Annotated in this window: 4 protein-coding genes; all 4 read right to left on the bottom strand. The window is 49.5% G+C overall.

Annotation, left to right across the window (positions count from 1 at the left end; translation table 11 throughout):
• Positions 1 to 3: 3 nt before the first annotated feature.
• Positions 4 to 7,701: a non-ribosomal peptide synthetase gene (locus tag ABK447_RS11190; protein WP_099320054.1), complete on the bottom strand. Its 7,698-nt coding sequence runs from the start codon at positions 7,699 to 7,701 to the stop codon at positions 4 to 6.
• A 25-nt stretch (positions 7,702 to 7,726) separates the two neighbouring features.
• Positions 7,727 to 15,385: an amino acid adenylation domain-containing protein gene (locus ABK447_RS11185; RefSeq protein WP_349908927.1), complete on the bottom strand. Its 7,659-nt coding sequence runs from the start codon at positions 15,383 to 15,385 to the stop codon at positions 7,727 to 7,729.
• Positions 15,386 to 15,864: 479 nt separating this feature from the next.
• Entirely contained in the window at positions 15,865 to 17,340 is a 1,476-nt protein-coding gene (dacB, locus tag ABK447_RS11180; protein WP_020955915.1) for a D-alanyl-D-alanine carboxypeptidase/D-alanyl-D-alanine-endopeptidase, read from the bottom strand.
• A gap of 18 nt (positions 17,341 to 17,358) precedes the next feature.
• Positions 17,359 to 18,327 (bottom strand): aldose 1-epimerase, encoded by a 969-nt coding sequence (locus ABK447_RS11175; protein ID WP_039063411.1) that lies wholly within the window; start codon positions 18,325 to 18,327, stop codon positions 17,359 to 17,361.
• Between the last annotated feature and the right edge of the window lie 90 nt (positions 18,328 to 18,417).

The raw sequence follows: 18,417 nt of genomic DNA, 5'->3' as shown, positions 1-18,417 counted from the left end.
TTTCTATAGTTTGTTGACGGCTCCCATAATGTCACTCAGATCTTCCAGCGTTAACTCCTCGTCACTGAAATCAGCGGCGCTCCATTCACGCTCCTCTTTGCCTGTGCAATGCGTGATGATTTGCTTGAGAAAGGCATGAAAACATCCCGTCAAAACTTCAATCGTTTCTTTTTGATACTGAAAACGGTTGTACACGACATGCATGCTGAGACATTCCGACGATACGGAGCCGCTGATATCAAGTGTGTACGGACGTTCCCAGTCTGGGCTGACTTCATTTCCCGCTTTTACGGGAGAAACACCAAAGCCGCTGGAACGGATTTCACGGTCAAACTGTCCCAGATAGTTAAAACTGATTTCAGGAGAATCGGATTCAGTCTCTTCCCAGAGTTTGCTTATATACTTCAGCACCCCGTATCCCGCTCCTTTATGCGGAATGCGGCGCATCATGTCTTTTGTCCGCTTAATGTGATAGCCGAGCCGCTCGCCGTCATCAGCCTGATCTTGAAAACTTGCGTCAACCAATACCGGATAAATTGACGTAAACCAACCGATGGTTCTGCTGATATCAAGATGCTCCAAGTGCTCTTCCCTTCCGTGGCCTTCCATGCTGATTTTGAATGTCTCGTTTCCGGTCCATCTGTTCAGCGCAAGGCTTAACGCGGCAAGCAATAATTCACCCGTCTCTGTTGTGTATGCTCTGTTCGCTTCCGTTAACAGCTGCTCAGTCTCCTGTTTCGTCAATGTAACGGTCATCACATCTGTATCTTTCAGAAGATTGGAAGAGATGCGGGCATCTTTCGGAAGCGGTTCGACCGCCGCTTTTTCTCTTTCGGACCAGTAGTCTGCTTCCTGTAACAGCCGGCGGCTTTTTGCATAATCAGAGATTTGCTTCGCGTAAGTCTGATAGGAATCGGTTTTTGCCGGAAGCGCGGTTTCTTTTCCTTCGAGCGCCTGCCTGTAGCACGCGGTGAGATCTTCAAATAAAATCCGCCATGATACCCCGTCAATGACAAGGTGATGAATGGAAAGCAGCAGATGATCGCCATCATTAGCGTGAAATAATCCGACAGCTACGAGCGGACCCGTCTCCAGCCGAATGGAAGTTTGAATACGGGCGGCCGCCTGTTCAATTGCGGCGTGCTCCTCTTGTAATGACCCTTTCCCTCTCACGTCAAGCGTTTCAAACGTAAAGAGTTCTTCTTCAGAAAGCTTTTCCGCTCTGTTATATTGAATCACCGATCCGTTTTGCGTGCCGCATACCATCCGTAATGCGTCATGATGAACCGCAAGCTGTGCCAACGCTTTTCTCATAGCAGATTCATTGATTCTGTCCGCACTGCGGAGCATTACGGACTGATTAAAATGATCATGCGGCAATGATTGCGACAAGAACCAGTGCTGGATCGGCGTCAGCGGCACGTCTCCCGTGACGGGAGCCTGATCAATCACGCGGCGGACTTTCCGGAGCCGCATCGATACTTCTCCCAGTGTCTGATGCTCGAACAGCTCGCGGACGGTCGTTTCATAGCCCTGCTGTTTCAGCCTCGCACATACTTGCAGCGCTTTAATCGAATCCCCGCCGAGATGGAAGAAATGAGCATTGGGGCCGAGGCCTTCAACACCTAAGAGTTCTTCCCAAATGTCAGCCATCATTTCTTCAGTTTCATTTCTCAGGCTGATATCATCTCCAAGGCTATCATTTAATTCAGGCTGCGGGAGCGCCTTCTCGTCCAGCTTCCCATTCGCCGTCAAAGGCAGTTCATCAAGCGCTATCAAGCGGGCGGGAATCATATATTCCGGCAGAAAAGCTCTGAGAGAGGCCTGAATCTCTGCTTCTTTTATCTTTTCGTTCCCGTGTAAGACCGCGTATGCGTAAATGGAGTGCTGACCGTGCTGATCAGCACGTGTGATCACGGCGGCCTCTTTCACGGAGGAAAGCTCTTGCAGCGCTGATTTAATTTCTCCCAGCTCAATTCTGTGGCCTCTGACTTTTACTTGCGCATCTTTCCGCCCGACATATTCCAGTTCGCCATTTAAGAGCCTTTTGGCGATATCACCCGTCCGGTAGAGCCGCATGCCGGAAACGTGCGGATTCGTGATGAAACGGGAGGCGGTTAAATCATCCCTGTTTACATATCCCCTCGCGACGCCTTCCCCGCCGATATAAAGCTCACCGGGAATTCCGATCGGCTGCGGATTCATATAGGCGTCCATAACAAAAGCATGAAGGGTTTCCAGCGGTCTGCCGATATTGCTTTTGTTTCTCTCAATATCATCCATATTCAGTTTTTTGCATGTGACGTGAACCGTGGTTTCCGTAATACCGTACATATTAACAAGCTCCGTCTCCGGGTACTTCTCTTTCCAGCTTTTCAGCATGCCGGGCTGAAGCGCTTCTCCGCCGAAAATGACATATCGAAGCTTCAGCTTGTCCGTATGCCCGGCCTCTTCATGAATGAGTCCGGAAAAAGCCGTCGGCGTTTGGTTCAGCACCGTTACGCCTTCACTTTGCAGCAGCTGCCGGTACAAATGCGGATCACGGGCTGTGTCTTTCGGCACGATAACTACCTTTCCGCCGTATAAGAGCGCGCCGAATATTTCCCAGACAGAAAAATCAAAGCAATAGGAATGGAACAGCGTCCAGACGTCTTCAGAGCCGAAATCAAACGGCAGTCCTTTATGTGTGATAAGGCTGATGACATTGCGGTGTTCCGTCATAACGCCTTTCGGTTTTCCGGTTGTGCCCGATGTGTAAATCACGTAAGCCGGCTGTTCAGGCGTTATCATTTCTTTCGTTCTGTCTGCTGAAACGGATTCAGGCTTATCGATGTATAAAACCGGCAGCCCGTCCATTCCGGATATCCCAAGACCCGATTGCGTCAACAGAGCACGCGCGCCGCTGTCAGTCAGCATAAATGAAATCCGCTCGTCCGGATAGTCAGGATCAATCGGCAGATAAGCTCCTCCCGCTTTTAAAATACCGAGAATCCCAATCAGCATATCCGGAGATCGTTCGGTCATAATTCCGACAATCTGTCCGGAGCGGATGCCGTTTTCCGACAGCATATCGGCGATTCGATCCGCCTTTTCATTGAGCTCGCGGTAGGTGAGACGCTCATGAGACATGACGGCTGCAATTTGATCCGGCATTTTTTCCGCCTGTGCTTCGAATAAACTGACAATCGTTTCATGCCTCGGATACTCCGCCGTTTGATTTTCCGCTTGAAGAAGCATCTGCCGCTCGTTTATGCCCAGCAAATGAATGTCAGACAGCTTCCGTTCGTAATCCGCTGCAATTTGTCCTAAAAGCTCTTTAAAATGACCGGCCCACCGTTCGATCGTATCTTTTTCAAACAACGCGGTACTGTATTCAAAATGAAAATCCAGTGAGCCATCTGGCCGTTCCTCGGCATGAAGCGTCAAGTCGAATTTTGAAATGTCATGCTTCACTGCATGTGAAGAAACGGATAAGCCCGGAAGGTTCACTTCGAAATCATCACTGTTTTGCAAAACGAGCATGGCATCAAACAGCGGATTGCGATTGACTTCCCGGTGTGTATCAAGCTTTTGGGCAAGTTCTTCAAACGGGAAGTCCTGATGTTCAGCCGCGCCGAGGGCGAGCATTTTCACCTCTTCTAAATAAGCGCGGAATGTCTTATCCCCTTTCGGCCTGCTTCTCATTGCCACGGTATTTACAAACATGCCGATGACCCCGTCAAGCTCAGCGCGGCTTCTGCCGGCCGCAGGTGAACCGACGACAATGTCTTCCTGTCCGCTCAATTTAGAAAGGAACAAGGAGTAGCTTGCCAAAAGAATCATATACAGTGTCGAACCCGTCTCATCCATGAGCTGGCGCAAATTCTCCGCCGTTTCCTTTTGAAGGCGCGTTCGAACCGCGGACCCGCTGAAATCAGGAAGCTGCGGGCGCTTTTTATCGAGCGGCAGATCAAGTACGGGAATGTTTTCCCCGATCGTCTCCAGCCAATAACGCTCATGTCTTTTGAATTCTTCAGCGGCAAACCGCTCATGCTGCCAGACGGAAAAATCTTTGTACTGGAGTTTTAACGGCCGCAGCTCTTTTCCTCTGTACAAATCCGTCAATTCTTGAATCAGAACGCTCATTGACACACCGTCTGCGATAAGATGATGCATATCAAGCAGCAGAAAATGACGTTCTTCAGTAACTTTGGCTAAAGTCACTCTCAAAAGCGGCGCTTTTTCCACGTCAAACGGTTTGACGAAAGTTTCCATCACCTCTTGAAGAAGGTTCCCGGATGGCATGTGAATCTCTGTGAGGTCAAGATCGACATGTGCATGTATTTGCTGCATCGGCTCCCCGTTTCGTAAAACAAATGAAGTGCGTAACGCTTCATGCCTTTGTAACAGCGCTGAAAAGGCTTCGTGCAGGCGATCCCGGTTGAGTCTGCCGCTCAGTTCCAGACAAGCGGGCATATGATAGCCCGTACTGTCCGCTGCAAGCTGATGAAGGGCATAGAGCCTTTTTTGCGCAAAAGATAGCGGGTACAAGTCCTTTGCCACAGCAGGCGTGATTTCTGCATATTCTCCTCTTTTCCTCTGTTCAAGGAAGCGGGCCATGCTCTCGATGGTCGGATGTTCAAAAACATGGCGGACGGCAAGTTCAATTTGCAGCCGTTTATGTATGTTTGAAACAAGCGACGCGGCTTTCAGCGACTGTCCGCCGATTTGGAAGAAATCATCTCTCATACTGATGTGTTCCCGTTTCAGCACTTCTTGCCAAATAGACAGCAGCTCAGTCTCAAGCATTGTGCGCGGAGCTTGATAATCACCGGTTCTCCCGGCTTCTTTCGGCTCAGGAAGTGCGGCCCGATCAAGTTTTCCGCTCACAGACAGCGGCATTTCCGTTAATTTGGTAAAGCTTCCCGGTATCATATAAGCAGGTAATCTCCCGGCCAATTCGGCATGAGGGTCAAATGTCACACCCGCGTTTTCCAGTACGACATAAGCTGCAAGCTCCTGTTCCCCGTCCGCCGTTTTGCGCACGGTGACTGCCGCCTCTTTTACCCCGGACAGACTTCTGAGTGCCGTTTCGATTTCTCCTAATTCAATTCTGTAACCTCTTACCTTCACCTGATCGTCAAAGCGTCCCATATATTCAATCGTTCCATCCGGTAAAAATCGGGCTGCATCTCCCGTTCTGTACAGCCGTTCACCTTCACGAAACGGATGAGGGGCAAAGACTTTGTCCGTCAGCTCTTTTTGCTGAAAATATCCGTCCGCCAGACCTTTTCCGGAAATACACAGTTCACCGACGGCTCCGACCGGCTGCAGCCGATCTCCGTGCATCATATAGACAGAAGTGTTGGCAATCGGGCGCCCGATCGTAATCCGGCTGCTTTTTTGCAGGTTGCGCAGAATCGTCGTTGCCACACTGTTTTCCGTCGGGCCGTATTCATTCAGCAGCTCGGCATTCGGGCATATGTTGCGGCTCGCTTCCACGATATCAGGAGTGGCCGCTTCCCCGGCAAATGTCACCGCCCGAAGTGTCTGCGCATCCTTTTTCGTCAGCGAATCAAGCAGAACGCGATACAGAGACGGAACGATCAGAAGATGGCTCACTCCGTGGCGGGTGATTTTCTGTTTTATTGAAAGGACGTCTTTCGCATCATCTTCATCAGTTAACAATACACAGGCGCCCGACAGAAGCGGAGTGAAAAGACTCGTTAATGACCCGTCAAATACGTATGAAAAAAGATGAAGCGCTATGTCCCTTTCTGTCATCCCGTATTCTTCACGCCGCCATTGCAATGTATTGCTGATCGCTTTGTGTTGTACAAGCACCCCTTTCGGCCGGCCTGTCGTTCCGGAGGTGTAAATGACATACGCCCAATTTCCGCTGTCAGATACCGGCGGAAGCGGTGCGGTCTGCTGGGAAACCGTTTCCTCCATGATGACGACGCTGCCCTTGAAATGCGGCGGAATGAGGGGGAGCAGGTCCTTTTCGGTCACGAGCAGTGAGGCTTCACTGTCTCTCAGTAAAAATGAAATCCGTTCAGGCGGGAATTCCGCATCAATCGGCATATAGGCGCTGCCCGACTTCCAAATTCCGAGCAGAGCGGCAACCGTACTCATTGATCGGCGCAGCATAACAGCGGTGATCTGGTCGGGGCGTGCGCCTTTTTCCCTTAACGCATGCGCAATCTGATTCGCCCGCTGATTTAATTTCTTGTAGCTCCAGCTTACCCCGTTATATCTCAACGCCTCTTGGTCAGGCGTTTTTGCCGCCTGTTCTTCAAACAGCCCATGAACGGTTGTCTCAGGGTATGGACGGTTCGTTTCGTTAAACGAATGAATCAAGGCTTCTTCCTCCGGAGGCACGAGACTGATGCTTGATAAAAGCCTGTCCGGATCTTCCGTTACACAGGAGATGACCTCCAGAATATGCCCTTTGATCCGTTTCATGTCTTCCCGATCGTAGATGCCCGCATTGTAGCTGAATTTCACATAAAACTCTTCTCCCGGAACGATGACGACGTTAAGATCGTAATTGGTTTCTTCCGCCATCGAAAAGTTTTCAAGTGAGAGCGCACTGCTTTCCGTTTGCTGCCAGCCGTTTACCGCAGTCTGCATCTGAACCGGATAATTCTCAAAAACCAGGATGTGGTTCAAGAGATCTTTTTGCAGACCGCTCTCGTTTTGGATGTCATAAAGCGGATAATAGCTGTGCTCTTCCGCAGCGAGTGACTCTTTTTGCACCTTTTTGAGGAGAGAAGAAAAAGTCATATCCCCAGCCGCGCGCACCCTTACCGGCACGGTATTGATAAACAGTCCGGCCATGGATTCAATGCCGGCGATAGCTGACGGCCTGCCGGAAACAACTGAACCGAATACCGCATCTTCAGTGCCGTTGTAACGGTGGAGAAGCAGTCCCCAAATGCTCGTAAATAAAGTATTCAGCGTGACCCCGGTGCTTCGGGCAATGTCTGTCAGTTTTTGCACGGTTTCAGACTCAAGGGAAAATTGAAAATGCTCAGATGCATAACCGTTTTGCGCCGGCTTATTCTTCGTTTGCGGAACGGAAACGACTTCTCCGTAATCTTCCAAGCAGCGCGACCAGAACGCTGACGTTTCTTCTTTATTCCGGCTTCGGAGCCATTTGATATAAGAACTGTAAGGAGCCGGACTGCCGAGGTTTACAGGCCGCCCGTTTCGGATCGCATAATACATGCTGAAGAAATCTTTCAGCACAATGCCCAAGCTCCAGCCGTCCATCATAATGTGATGGTGAGTCCAAACGCATGTATGGCGGTTTTCTCCCGTTTGAAAAAGAGTCAGGCGCATTAAGGGGCCTTTTTGCAGATCAAAGCCCTTATTCCGGTCGGTTTCCTTGAATTCCTTAATGATGTTTTGCTGCTGTTCTTCCGAATAATCTGAAATGTTCTCAGTCTGTACGGCTGTGTCACGGCGTGAAAGGACAACCTGCTGCGGCCCTTCAAGGTCAGGCACTTCTTTTATGAAAATCGTTCTGAAAATATCATAACGGCTGACAAGCATATCCAGACTTTTTTGGAATGTATCAATGCATAAATCCCCGCTGACTGTAAACGAAATCTGCTCGACATATGCGTTTGATCCGGAATCCAGAAGCGAATGAAACAGCATGCCTTCCTGCATATATGATAAAGGGTAAATATCTTGAATTTCTGTCGCTTGTGTCACGAATGCCACACACCTTTTTATGAAATTAAAGTCCTTTTACGAGATCTTCAATGCTTGATAGTGCTTGAACGGTCAATTCTGTATGGCTGTAATCCGTTAATGTTTTTTCCCGCTCTTTCTTGCCGGAACAGTGGGCGATGATGTCCTCGATGTGAGTATGGAAACGATTCATGAAGACCTCGATTGCCCCCGGTGCAAATACATCGGTATAAACGGCTTTTACCTCCAGTTGCCCGGCCGCCACCATCGCGTTAATATCCAGATCAAACTCGCGGATGCGCCCGGCCGCTATATCATGCTGCGGCTTGAACGGTGACATCTTCAGCGTTCCCTCAAGACCGTCAAACGCACCGAGATAGTTAAAGCTTATTTCTGGGTCTTTATAAAGAATGTTTCGCGAATATCTCAACAGCCCGTAGCCGGTTCCGTGATAAGGAACCCGTCTCATCATGTCTTTTACCGTCTTTATGCGGTGAGCGGTTTTTTCGCCTGAGCCGCCCGGCACTCTCATATCCAAAAGCACCGGGTAAACAGATGTAAACCATCCTGCTGTTCTTGACATATCAATGTCAGGCATATGCCCTTGGCGCCCGTGCCCTTCAGTGCTGATAAGGATCTGTTCAGAACCCGTCCACTCATGAAGCGCCATTCCAAGCGCCGTTAAAAGCAATTCATGAACATCCGTTCCGTATGCCTGCTGTGTTTCCAACAGCAGCTGTTTCGTGACTTCGCTGCTTAATATCCACGATGCCGTGCGCGCGTTTTCCTGCAATCGTCCGGCGTTTTCATCAGTTATTTTCGGCAGCGGCGCTGTTTCACTAGACATCACGCTGTCCCAGTATGCGGCTTCCTCCAGCAATGCTTTGCTTTTGGAAATGTCAAAAAGCTCTTCGGCATACTTTATATAAGAATCGCTTTTCGGCGGCAGTTTGATTTGTTTGCCGTCCAATGCCTGCTGATAAGCTGTCTGCAGATCTTCAAGCAATATCCTCCATGACACGCCGTCCACGATAAGATGATGAATTGTTATAAGAAGATGGTCGGCTTCCTTCTGCCGGAACACTCCGAGATGAAGCAGAGGCCCTTGATCAAGACGCATAGCCTGCTGTATTTCTTTTTCCTCAGCGGCTATCCGTTTTTCGGGCTGCGTTTCTTCTGAAATATCTATGACGTTAAGCGTAAAGATTTCTTCATACTGCTTTGTGATTCCGCGATTATATTGAACCGTTTCCCCATGCTCATTTTCAGTGAAAGTCATTCGCAGCGCATCATGATGTTCTGTCAGCGCGCAAACCGCCTGATACAGCGCATCTATTTCGAGGCTGTCTTCACTGCACAGCATGACCGCTTGGTTATAATGAAGCTCAAACGCACCCGGCTCCTCAAAAAATCTCTGCTGGATCGGTGTCAGCGGAGCGCTTCCTTCTATCGGCCCCTGATCAGCCATTGCAACAGCCGGCATGAGGTGCTTCGCGAGTTCTGCAATCGTCGGGAACTGAAACAAATCGCGGATCGACATGTTCCAGCCTTCTCCCGCGAGTCGGGCTGACACTTGAAGCGCCTTAATGGAATCTCCCCCAAGCTCAAAGAAAGAGTGATGAATTCCCGCTTTCTGAACATGAAGCACATCTTCCCAAATCCGGCATAACATCTCCTGTTTTTCATCGCCGGGCGCGACAAATGCCTGTGTTGAATGTATCTCTTCTGCCGGCAGTGCCGATTTATCAAGTTTGCCGTTCAGTGTCAGGGGCATGCTGTCTAAACCGATAATATGAGACGGCATCATATAAGCCGGGAGCTCCTGCATAAGAGACTGGCGAAGTGATGAGATATCGGCCTCTTTAGGAACGATGTATGCCGCTAATCGGGCTTGTCCTTCAGCATCTTTCATCACGGTAACAGCCGCTTCTTTGACTTGATCGTGTTTCAAAAGCACACTTTCAATTTCTCCCGTCTCAATTCTGTAGCCTCTGATTTTTACCTGCTTATCAATCCGCCCTTGAAAACGAAGAGTACCATCCGGCAGCCAGCAAGCCTGATCTCCGGTTCTGTAAAGCGTTTCTCCCGTTTGTAACGGGTCACTGAATGCGTCCTCTGTCAGCTCAGGCTGTCCCCAATATCCTTTTGCGACGCCGGCGCCCCCGATATACAGCTCTCCGAAAACGCCGATCGGCTGGACCTGTTTGTCTTTGTTTAAGACGTACATTTGCACATTCGGAAGCGGAACACCGATCGGCACATCATCTTCCCGCGGCTCTTCGCTCATTTCGGCTTCATAATACGAAGAATCAATTGTCGCTTCTGTTACACCGTAGCTGTTAATGATCCGCATTTCTTTTCCGAAGCGTTCATGAAGCGTATAAAAATCCTGCGACTTGATCATATCTGAACCCAGTACAAGTATTTTTACACTTTGCAGCGCGAGGTTCCGGCGATATATATATTCCATAAACGGAACTACCAGCGCGGGTGTCGACTCCATAAACGTGATACGGTGCTGATCAATGAGCCGATAAAGCTGTTGTGGCTCAAGCCGGACGTCATCCGGACAAATGACAAGCGTTCCCCCGTTTAGCAGGGCGCGTGCAAGATCCCCTGAAAATACATCAAATGAGAAACTCGCCATCTGCAGCACTCTGACCGGTATAAGATCAAGCTCATAAATCCTGCGCCATGCAAGTGCTGCATGCGTAAAGCTGCGATTTCTGACTTCGACTCCCTTCGGCGTTCCCGTTGTTCCCGAAGTATATATGATATATGCAGTATCATCCGGTGACGCTGCCGGCTGAATATTCTTTGCACAAATATCGTATTGATCTTCATGATCAAGCTGAATGAGAAATAAATTGTTATCCGTCAGCTGTGAAGCAAGTTCTTTGTATTCTGACTGCACCATCAAGACGGATGCCGCGCTGTCTTTTAATAAATAGCGAATCCGTTCCTCGGGATAATGGGAGTCAACCGGTATATACGCCCCTCCCGATTTCATGACGGCAAGAACACTGACGATCGCTTCAATCGAACGGTTTGCCAATATAGCTGCTCTTTTTTCCGGACCGAATCCATTTTTGTGTAATGTTCGCGCAAGCCGATTTGCCCGCTCATTAAGCTGCAAATAGCTGATCTGTTGTGCTCCTTCAATAACAGCGGTCTGATGAGGCGTTTCTTCTGCTTTCTCTTCAAACAACTGGTGAAACAGTTTGTGTTTTTCCATGAATTCGGTTTGTGTGTTATTAAACTCAATCAGTAACTTTTGTTTTTCTTCTTCATCCAAAATGTCAGCTTTCGATAGTGTGACTTCCGGTTCGGCGGCAACATGGCGCAAGAGATTCAGTAAGTGGCCCATCCAGCGTTCAATCGTTTCTTTCATAAAAAGCTCGGTGCTGAATTCCATTTCAAAGCGGATGTTTCCATCGGATTCAGCCGCTGATAAGGTCAGGTCAAAACTTGATACATCATGTTCGGTATGCTCTGATCGCGACGCTTTCAGACCGGCCAGATTTATCTCCTCTCGCTCCATATTCTGAAGAATAAACATCGCATCAAACAGCGGATTGCGGCTCATGTCCCGCTGCACACCGAGCCGTTCCACAAGCTCTTCAAACGGATAGTCCTGATGCTCATACGCCTCAAGCGCGGCCTGGCGGACTTCCGCCAAGTAATCGGTAAACCGTTTGTCTCCTTTCGGCTCCGTTCTGATGGCCAGCGTGTTGACGAACATGCCGAGAATCGGTTCAAGGTCTTTGTGCGGACGCCCGGCAATCGGCGAGCCGACGATGATGTCTTCCTGCCCGCTCAATCTCGCGAGTAACGTATTGTACGCGGCGAGAAGCACCATATACAAAGTGGAGCCGTGATCCCGGGCGATGCGGTGAAGGCCGGATGCCGTTTCAGCGTCAAGCGTGCACGATACGCTGCCGCCCGCAAAGCTTCTGACAGCCGGACGGGCCTTGTCAGCCGGAAGCTCAAGCACCGGAAGCTCTCCTTCAAGCCGCTTCAGCCAATAGGCTTCCTGCTTCTGGTACCCTTCTTTCTCCTGAAACGACCGCTGCCAGACGGCATAGTCTTTATATTGAAGGCGCATCGGCGCAAGCGAACGGCCTGCGTACAGCTCGCCGAATTCTTTTATCAAGGTGTTGACGGACACACCGTCAGAAATAATATGATGCATATCCGTTAATAATAGATGGCGTTCGTCTGATTCTTTCACGAGAGCCGCACGGAAGAGCGGCGCTTCCTCCAGACAAAACGGCCGGACGAATGCGTCAGCTGACTCGGCCTCATCCAGCTGAAACGGTACGCTGTCATGGATGCGCTGCACCGGTTCGCCGTCAGGCCCCGTTTCAAAGGACGTTCTGAGCGACTCATGCCGCTCCACAAGCTCCCGGAACGTCTCCTCCAGCCGGCCGCGGTCAAGCGGGCCCGTCAGTTCCAGCACAGCCGGCATATTGTAGCCGACACCGCCGTCTTCAAGCTGTTGGAGCACATACATCCGTTTCTGCGCCGAAGACACCGGGTAGGTGTCCTGTGTTTGCGCAGGCTGAATCGCTTCATACGGGCTCTCTTCCAAGTCCTGAATGACCGAAGCGAGCTCTTCCACCGTCGGCCGGGCGAAGATGTCTTGTAACGGCACCTGAACACCGAACTCTTTGGCGATGCGGGAGACGAGAGCCGTCGCTTTTAACGAATGGCCGCCCCGCTCAAAAAAGTGATCCCGGATGCCGACGGGGCCGTTTTTCAGCACCTCTTCCCAAAGGGCGCAAAGCTTCATTTCCGTGACGTTCCGCGGGGCGGTGTACGCCCGTCTGTCTGCCGCTCCGCCGGGAGCCGGCAGTGCGCGGCGGTCAAGCTTTCCGCTCGGTGTGACCGGCCATTCGCTCATCTTTATGAACTGAGCTGGCATCATGTAAGCCGGAAGGCGTGTCGCAAGCTCCGCCCGCACGTCATCGCTTTCCCGTCCTTCAATATAGGCGTAAAGCGCGGTTTCGCCGTGTTCGTTCCGGGCGGTGACCGCCGCCTCACGAATGCCGTCGATGCGCCGGATCGCCGCTTCGATCTCTCCCGGTTCAATCCGGTAGCCGCGGACTTTCACCTGTCCGTCTGAACGTCCGAGCCATTCGACTAGGCCGTCTTCTGTCCAGCGTGCGATATCGCCCGTCTGATACATGCGCTCTCCCGGATAAAACGGATCATCGAGAAAACGCTCCTCCGTCAGCTCGGGCCGGTTCAGATAGCCGCGTGCCACCCCTGTCCCAGCGATGTACAGCTCTCCTGCCACGCCCGCAGGCTGGATGGTTCCTCCGCTATCTAATACATACAGACGGGCACCCGGAACGGGTTTACCAATCGGAAGCCGCGTCCGTCCGCTGTCCCGTTTTCGGTCACAGACGTAAAACGCCGCATCAACCGTCGCTTCCGTCGGCCCGTAGCCGTGAATAAGCACGGTCTCCGGCAGAAGATCGGCAAACCGGGCAGCCGTAAGCGGTGAAAGAGCTTCCCCTCCGGCAAACACGCGTGTCAGTGTTCTGCCGAGGTGTGTTCTTGTTTCCGCAGGCTCTGTTTCCAGCGCGTCTAAAAAGCTGTTGACCATCGCCGGAATAAAATGCGCGGTCGTCACCTTTTCTGAGGCAAACGCTTCAATCATCCGCACAGGATCTTTCTCCCAGCCGGCCGGAAGCAGATACACGGAGGCGCCGGACATCGTCCACCAAAACAATTGCCAGATGGAGGCATCGAAAGAAAAGGATGATTTCAACACGATAATATCCTCTTCCGTTAGCGGGAACTGCCCTTGCATCCCTGATAAAAAGGCGGCGGCCTGACGGTGTTCAACAGCCACTCCCTTCGGTGTTCCCGTCGAACCGGACGTATAAATGATATAAGCGAGCGAATCAGCATCCGCTTCGTCAGAGACAGCCCCTGTCTCCGCCTCACTTGTCAGAGCGGAAAGAGACACTTCAAGCGTTTCTCCGGAAAAACCGGAAACGGATAATCCCGGCTGTGCAAGCAGGAGACAAGCGCCGCTGTCATCGAGCATATAGCGCAGCCTGTCCTCAGGATACTCCGGGTCAAGCGGCACGTAGGCGCCGCCCGCTTTTAACACAGCAAGCACTGAAACCACCATCTCTGGCGAGCGTTCAGCGAGTACGCCGACCATGCTTTCTTTGCGGACGCCTTTTTGTCGGAGCCGAGCGGCGAGCCTGTCTGTGTACTGGTCAAGCTCGGCGTACGTCAGCATACCGCCCGGAAAACGAAGCGCCGGACGATGCGGCGAAAGCGCGGCACGGCGGGTAAACAGCCCGTGAAGCGTCGGGGCCGGCGGTTCAGCCGTTTCTGTACGGTTAAACGCAGTTAACACCCGTTTCTTTTCATTTTCATCCGCCATATCAATATGCCGAATCAGCCGGTCTGGATTTCTAACGGCATTTTCAACGATCGTCAGCAAATGAGTTTGAATGCGTTTGATTGATTTTTCAGTAAATAAAGCGGATTGGTAATCAAAATTCAGCTCAATCAATCCCGTATCTGTCCGCTCCTTAATTAAAATGGACAGCTCATTTGCCGTATGCCCGCTGAAAAACATGGCCGTTTCATAATCGAAACCGTCTGCCTTACGCCACTCAAGCGGCTGATACTGCATCGAAATACCGATGATATTTTGCAGGTCATGATGAATCTGCCTTAATTCATTCACAAAAAGATTGTAAGGATATTTCTGGTGCCGCATAACAGACAGCTGCTCTTTTCCTACGCTGCGGACAAAGGACAGGAACTCCGCATCAGGATCTGCCGTCATTCTGATCGGCAGTGTGCTGACGAACATGCCGAGCATATCCTTTTCGAGCCTGGAGCCCCGGTTTCCGTAATAAGTGCCGATGGCAATATCCTTTTTAGCCGTCAGACGGCTGATGCATATGTATAACGAAGCCATAAACAGAGAGATGATGCTGATATTATTTTCTTTGCAAAAACGCCGGATAGATTGTTCTAAGGAGTGAGAAAGAGTGATAGTATCTCTGGAAGCTGCAGTGCTTTGTCTAAGATGAGAGGTTCGTTCCGCCAGTGAAAGGTGTTCCGGAACGGTTCGGTATGTTTCAGTCCAAAATGAACGGTCTTTTTGAAAACGGGAAGACTGTAAGTATTGCTGTTCTTTTTCCATGTAGCTGAGATAGGAAGGCCTGTGATGTTCAGCTAAATCCTCGCTCCGCATGATCTTTTGGTAGATATCAATGAGCTGGTTGCCGAGCAGGTTGAGCGAGATGCCGTCCATGATAATATGGTGAAATTTTGAATAAAGCCAAACTTCTTCGTCTGACATGACAAGCAGAGTAAAGTGATACAGAGGTGAATGAAACAGCTTGAACGGAACACGAGTCTGCGTGTCAATCCATGCGTCCCGCTCTGCCTGATCAGTATGAGTAAAATCAACAGTCTCTAGAGAAATCGGCCGATGCCCCGCCAGATACAGCTGGGGTTCTGATCCGTCCCCTTCTGTCAGTTGAAACCTGAGCGAATCATTTTGCGAGATAGAAAAATCTAAAGCCTGACGCAGTACGTCAAAATCGATGTCCCCCCTGAATTTGACGCATGCCGCGAGATTGCAGATACTTGTGCCCGGTTCGAGCAGCTCCGTAAACCACACTCTTCTTTGGGCGTGAGTTAAAGAATAAACAGTGTTCTCCAATGGAATCCCTCCGCTTCAATTTAAGAGGATAAGAAAGTGAAATAATTACAATTAAATTTCGACAGCATATGACTTAATCATCCATATAAGCATTATTTTAAAACATATTTTAGAAATCACAATAAAAAATTAAATTTTCTCTAACATTTTTTAGAATATAGTATATATTCCTCACTTCACTTCTTCATTTCTATAATCTTTATACCATGTAAAACGGTATGTATGCATACTATAAACTGGTTCTTAAACACTATAATAAGGAATAAAATGTATAATTAATTGCGCTTTTAAAAAGGTTTTCCTCCCGAAAAGAAGTTTTATGTTAAAAAATGAATAATCGGTGAACATGTAAGAAAGCGGCATGTAAAAAAAAGGAAGGGTATTGCCGATATTACTTTTTGAAAAGATTGATTCATAATCGCAATATAATGTTTTACAGACATCAAAAAAAGCCGAATCCTCTAAGGATTCGGCCCTTCTTATTGATTTGCCAGCACGACTGCAATTTTGTCTTCAATGTCTTTTCCGTCATCTTCGTCAAGCAGCCCGTTTTGAAGCACGGAAAAAATAAGCGTATCTCCTGTTTTTGTGTCTGCATAGCCGGCAATCGAACTGACTGATGTTAGTGACCCGGTTTTCGCTTTAATTTTGCCTTCTGCCGGAGTATTCTTCAGCCGGTTCCGAAGGGTTCCTCCCGTCATTCTGTCGCTTGCACCGGCGACAGGGAGCGAACGAAGGAAAGCCGGGTACCACTTTTCTTTCTGAACCGCATACAAAAGCTCTCCGATTTGGCCGGCGGATACGCCGTTAATATGAGAAACGCCGGATCCGTCTCTTGCAATCAATTTATCCGGATTGAGCCCGAACGATTTGAGCTCCGATTTCATCACGTCCAAGCCCTTTTCCCAGCTGCCCTCCCCTTTTTTCACTTTTCCCATTTCCTTGATCAGAATTTCGGCGTGCCCGTTGTTGCTCAGTTTCATAAACGGGATCAATAATTCTGAAAGAGGCATGGATGTCCGTGATGTGACGAGCTGGGTGCGGTGCGGCATTCGCCCTGTTCTGATTTTCCCTTTTACAGTTATACCCTGTTTAGTAAGCGCTTGTTTCCATAAATCTAAAGCATAGGACGACGGATCCCACACTGCCGCCCATTCTCTTGCCTTTGCCGAGCCGGCAGGTATGGTTCCCTTTATCGTAATCACATTGCCGCCGTGCTCCCGTTCAACCGTCAATTCTTTCGCTTCATCAGAAGCGACGGTTTTCACTTCATTTTTCACACGAACGACGTCCGTATGGGGGGAAATCGAAATGCGCGGCTTTTTACCGGGCTGTTTTGCCGGGCTGATTTCCGCAATCACCGTTCCGGTATCATAATCCTCATTTGGGGAAGCGGTAAGAGCTGATACTTGCGCGCCATAATATTGGCCTTCATCACTCCACGGAAGATCAACTGAATACCTGGTATCGTCATACCACGAATCATCCCCGATCAGATCTCCTTTAATGACATGGATGCCTCTGGCTTTGACCTGTTTAGCCATCTTCTCAAAATCAGAAGCCAATAGGGTCGGATCGCCTTTTCCCCTGAGATAAAGGTTTCCGCGCAGCTGTTTTCCTTTCACGGCGCCGTCTGCCCGTACTTCTGTCTTAAAGGTGTAATCTTCTCCGAGAACGGAAAGCGCCGCAGATGCCGTCAGCAGCTTCATCAGTGATGCAGGCCTCAGCCGCATATCTTCCCGGCTGCCGAACAGCACCTCCCCTGTTTTTGCTGACCGGACACTGACGCCCGCTGAAACTCCCTTTAAAGCAGGTTCTTCATCCAGAATGTGTTCCAGCTCTTTTTGCAAAGTATTTTTTTGTTCAGCCGCCTTAGCCGCCTCATCAATATAAGGAACTGCGGCAATGACCAAAAGCAGAATCACCGCGCACAAGCGTTTCACATATGTTTTCAATGTTATCCCGCCTCTTTCCTATTCTTCGTCATGCAAAATGGTGATCCTGGATGACGCAGCCGCTTCTTCGCCCGGTTTCAGAATCTGAAGCCCTGTCAGTGATGCAGGCTGATTCAGATTAAATGCATCTGTAACGGAAGTATAAGGCTCAAGACTGACAAACCCCTGCTTTCCGTCACCGTTATATACCACCCAATGCTTGAAAGACGTGTCTGCTTGATACAAAACGGATAATTGCTCATCCGGATGATAAATAACAGCTTCATTATTGCCGCCATTCCGTCCGGAAGAAAGAAAAACATCGTCAAACTGTTTATTTTTCAAAGACATCCCATGACGGAACGCTTCTTTATCAGGAACATCCAATAAACGGCCCGTCGGCACGAAACGTTCATTTAATTCCCACATGCGGTCAGCCGTCAAAAATAGACGGGATCGCTCTTCATTGAAAACAAAAGTTGAATGATAGCCGAGCCCCCAAGGAAAAGCCTCCGTTCCCTTATTCATAATCAGCGCCCGCTGCGTAAACACATTGTCTTTTAATGTATAGGTCATCCGGACAATGACATCGTGCGGAAATTGTTTATGAACACGGGGAATCTTTGAAAGATCAATTTCTGTTTCGACTTTCATTCCATCCCCCTCTTCTTTCGCTGCCGTCGCTTTCCAATGCTGATTGTGAAGAAAGCCGTGAATATGATTATGTTTATCCTCTTCGTTTATCTCAAATTGATACGCGCGGCCGTCAAAACGAAACGTCCCATCCGTAATCCGGTTCGGCGGGAATAAAACGGGAATGCCGTACAGCATCGGTTTTTTGCGGAATTGCTCCGCAGTTTCCGGTTCTCTCAGAAGCCGCATACCGGTTCTTTTATCCCGAAGCGATATGACATTTGATCCCCACTCCGGCACAATGATGCATTCAGCCTGATCAGTCTCCGCTTTTATGGCTGAAGCCCCTAAATAAGTCGTATGTTCAATCGTCATAAGCACCTGCCCTTTCCTTGTTTTCTAGCATGTATAGGAATTCCATTTTCTAAACTCATTTTCCTTCTCTAAAAAAAACATCGCCCGTAT

The organism is Bacillus sp. hwrm1 (assembly GCF_040207805.1).
Classification (GTDB): Bacteria; Bacillota; Bacilli; order Bacillales; family Bacillaceae; genus Bacillus; species Bacillus velezensis.
The sequence above is the reverse complement of the archived record's forward strand: the minus strand, read 5'-3'. Positions and strand labels throughout refer to the sequence as shown.

What these genes read in the sequence shown, in the direction of transcription:
- ABK447_RS11175 (WP_039063411.1), bottom strand. Translation starts at nt 18,327, where the DNA reads ATGACGATTGAACATACGACTTATTTAGGGGCTTCAGCCATAAAAGCG.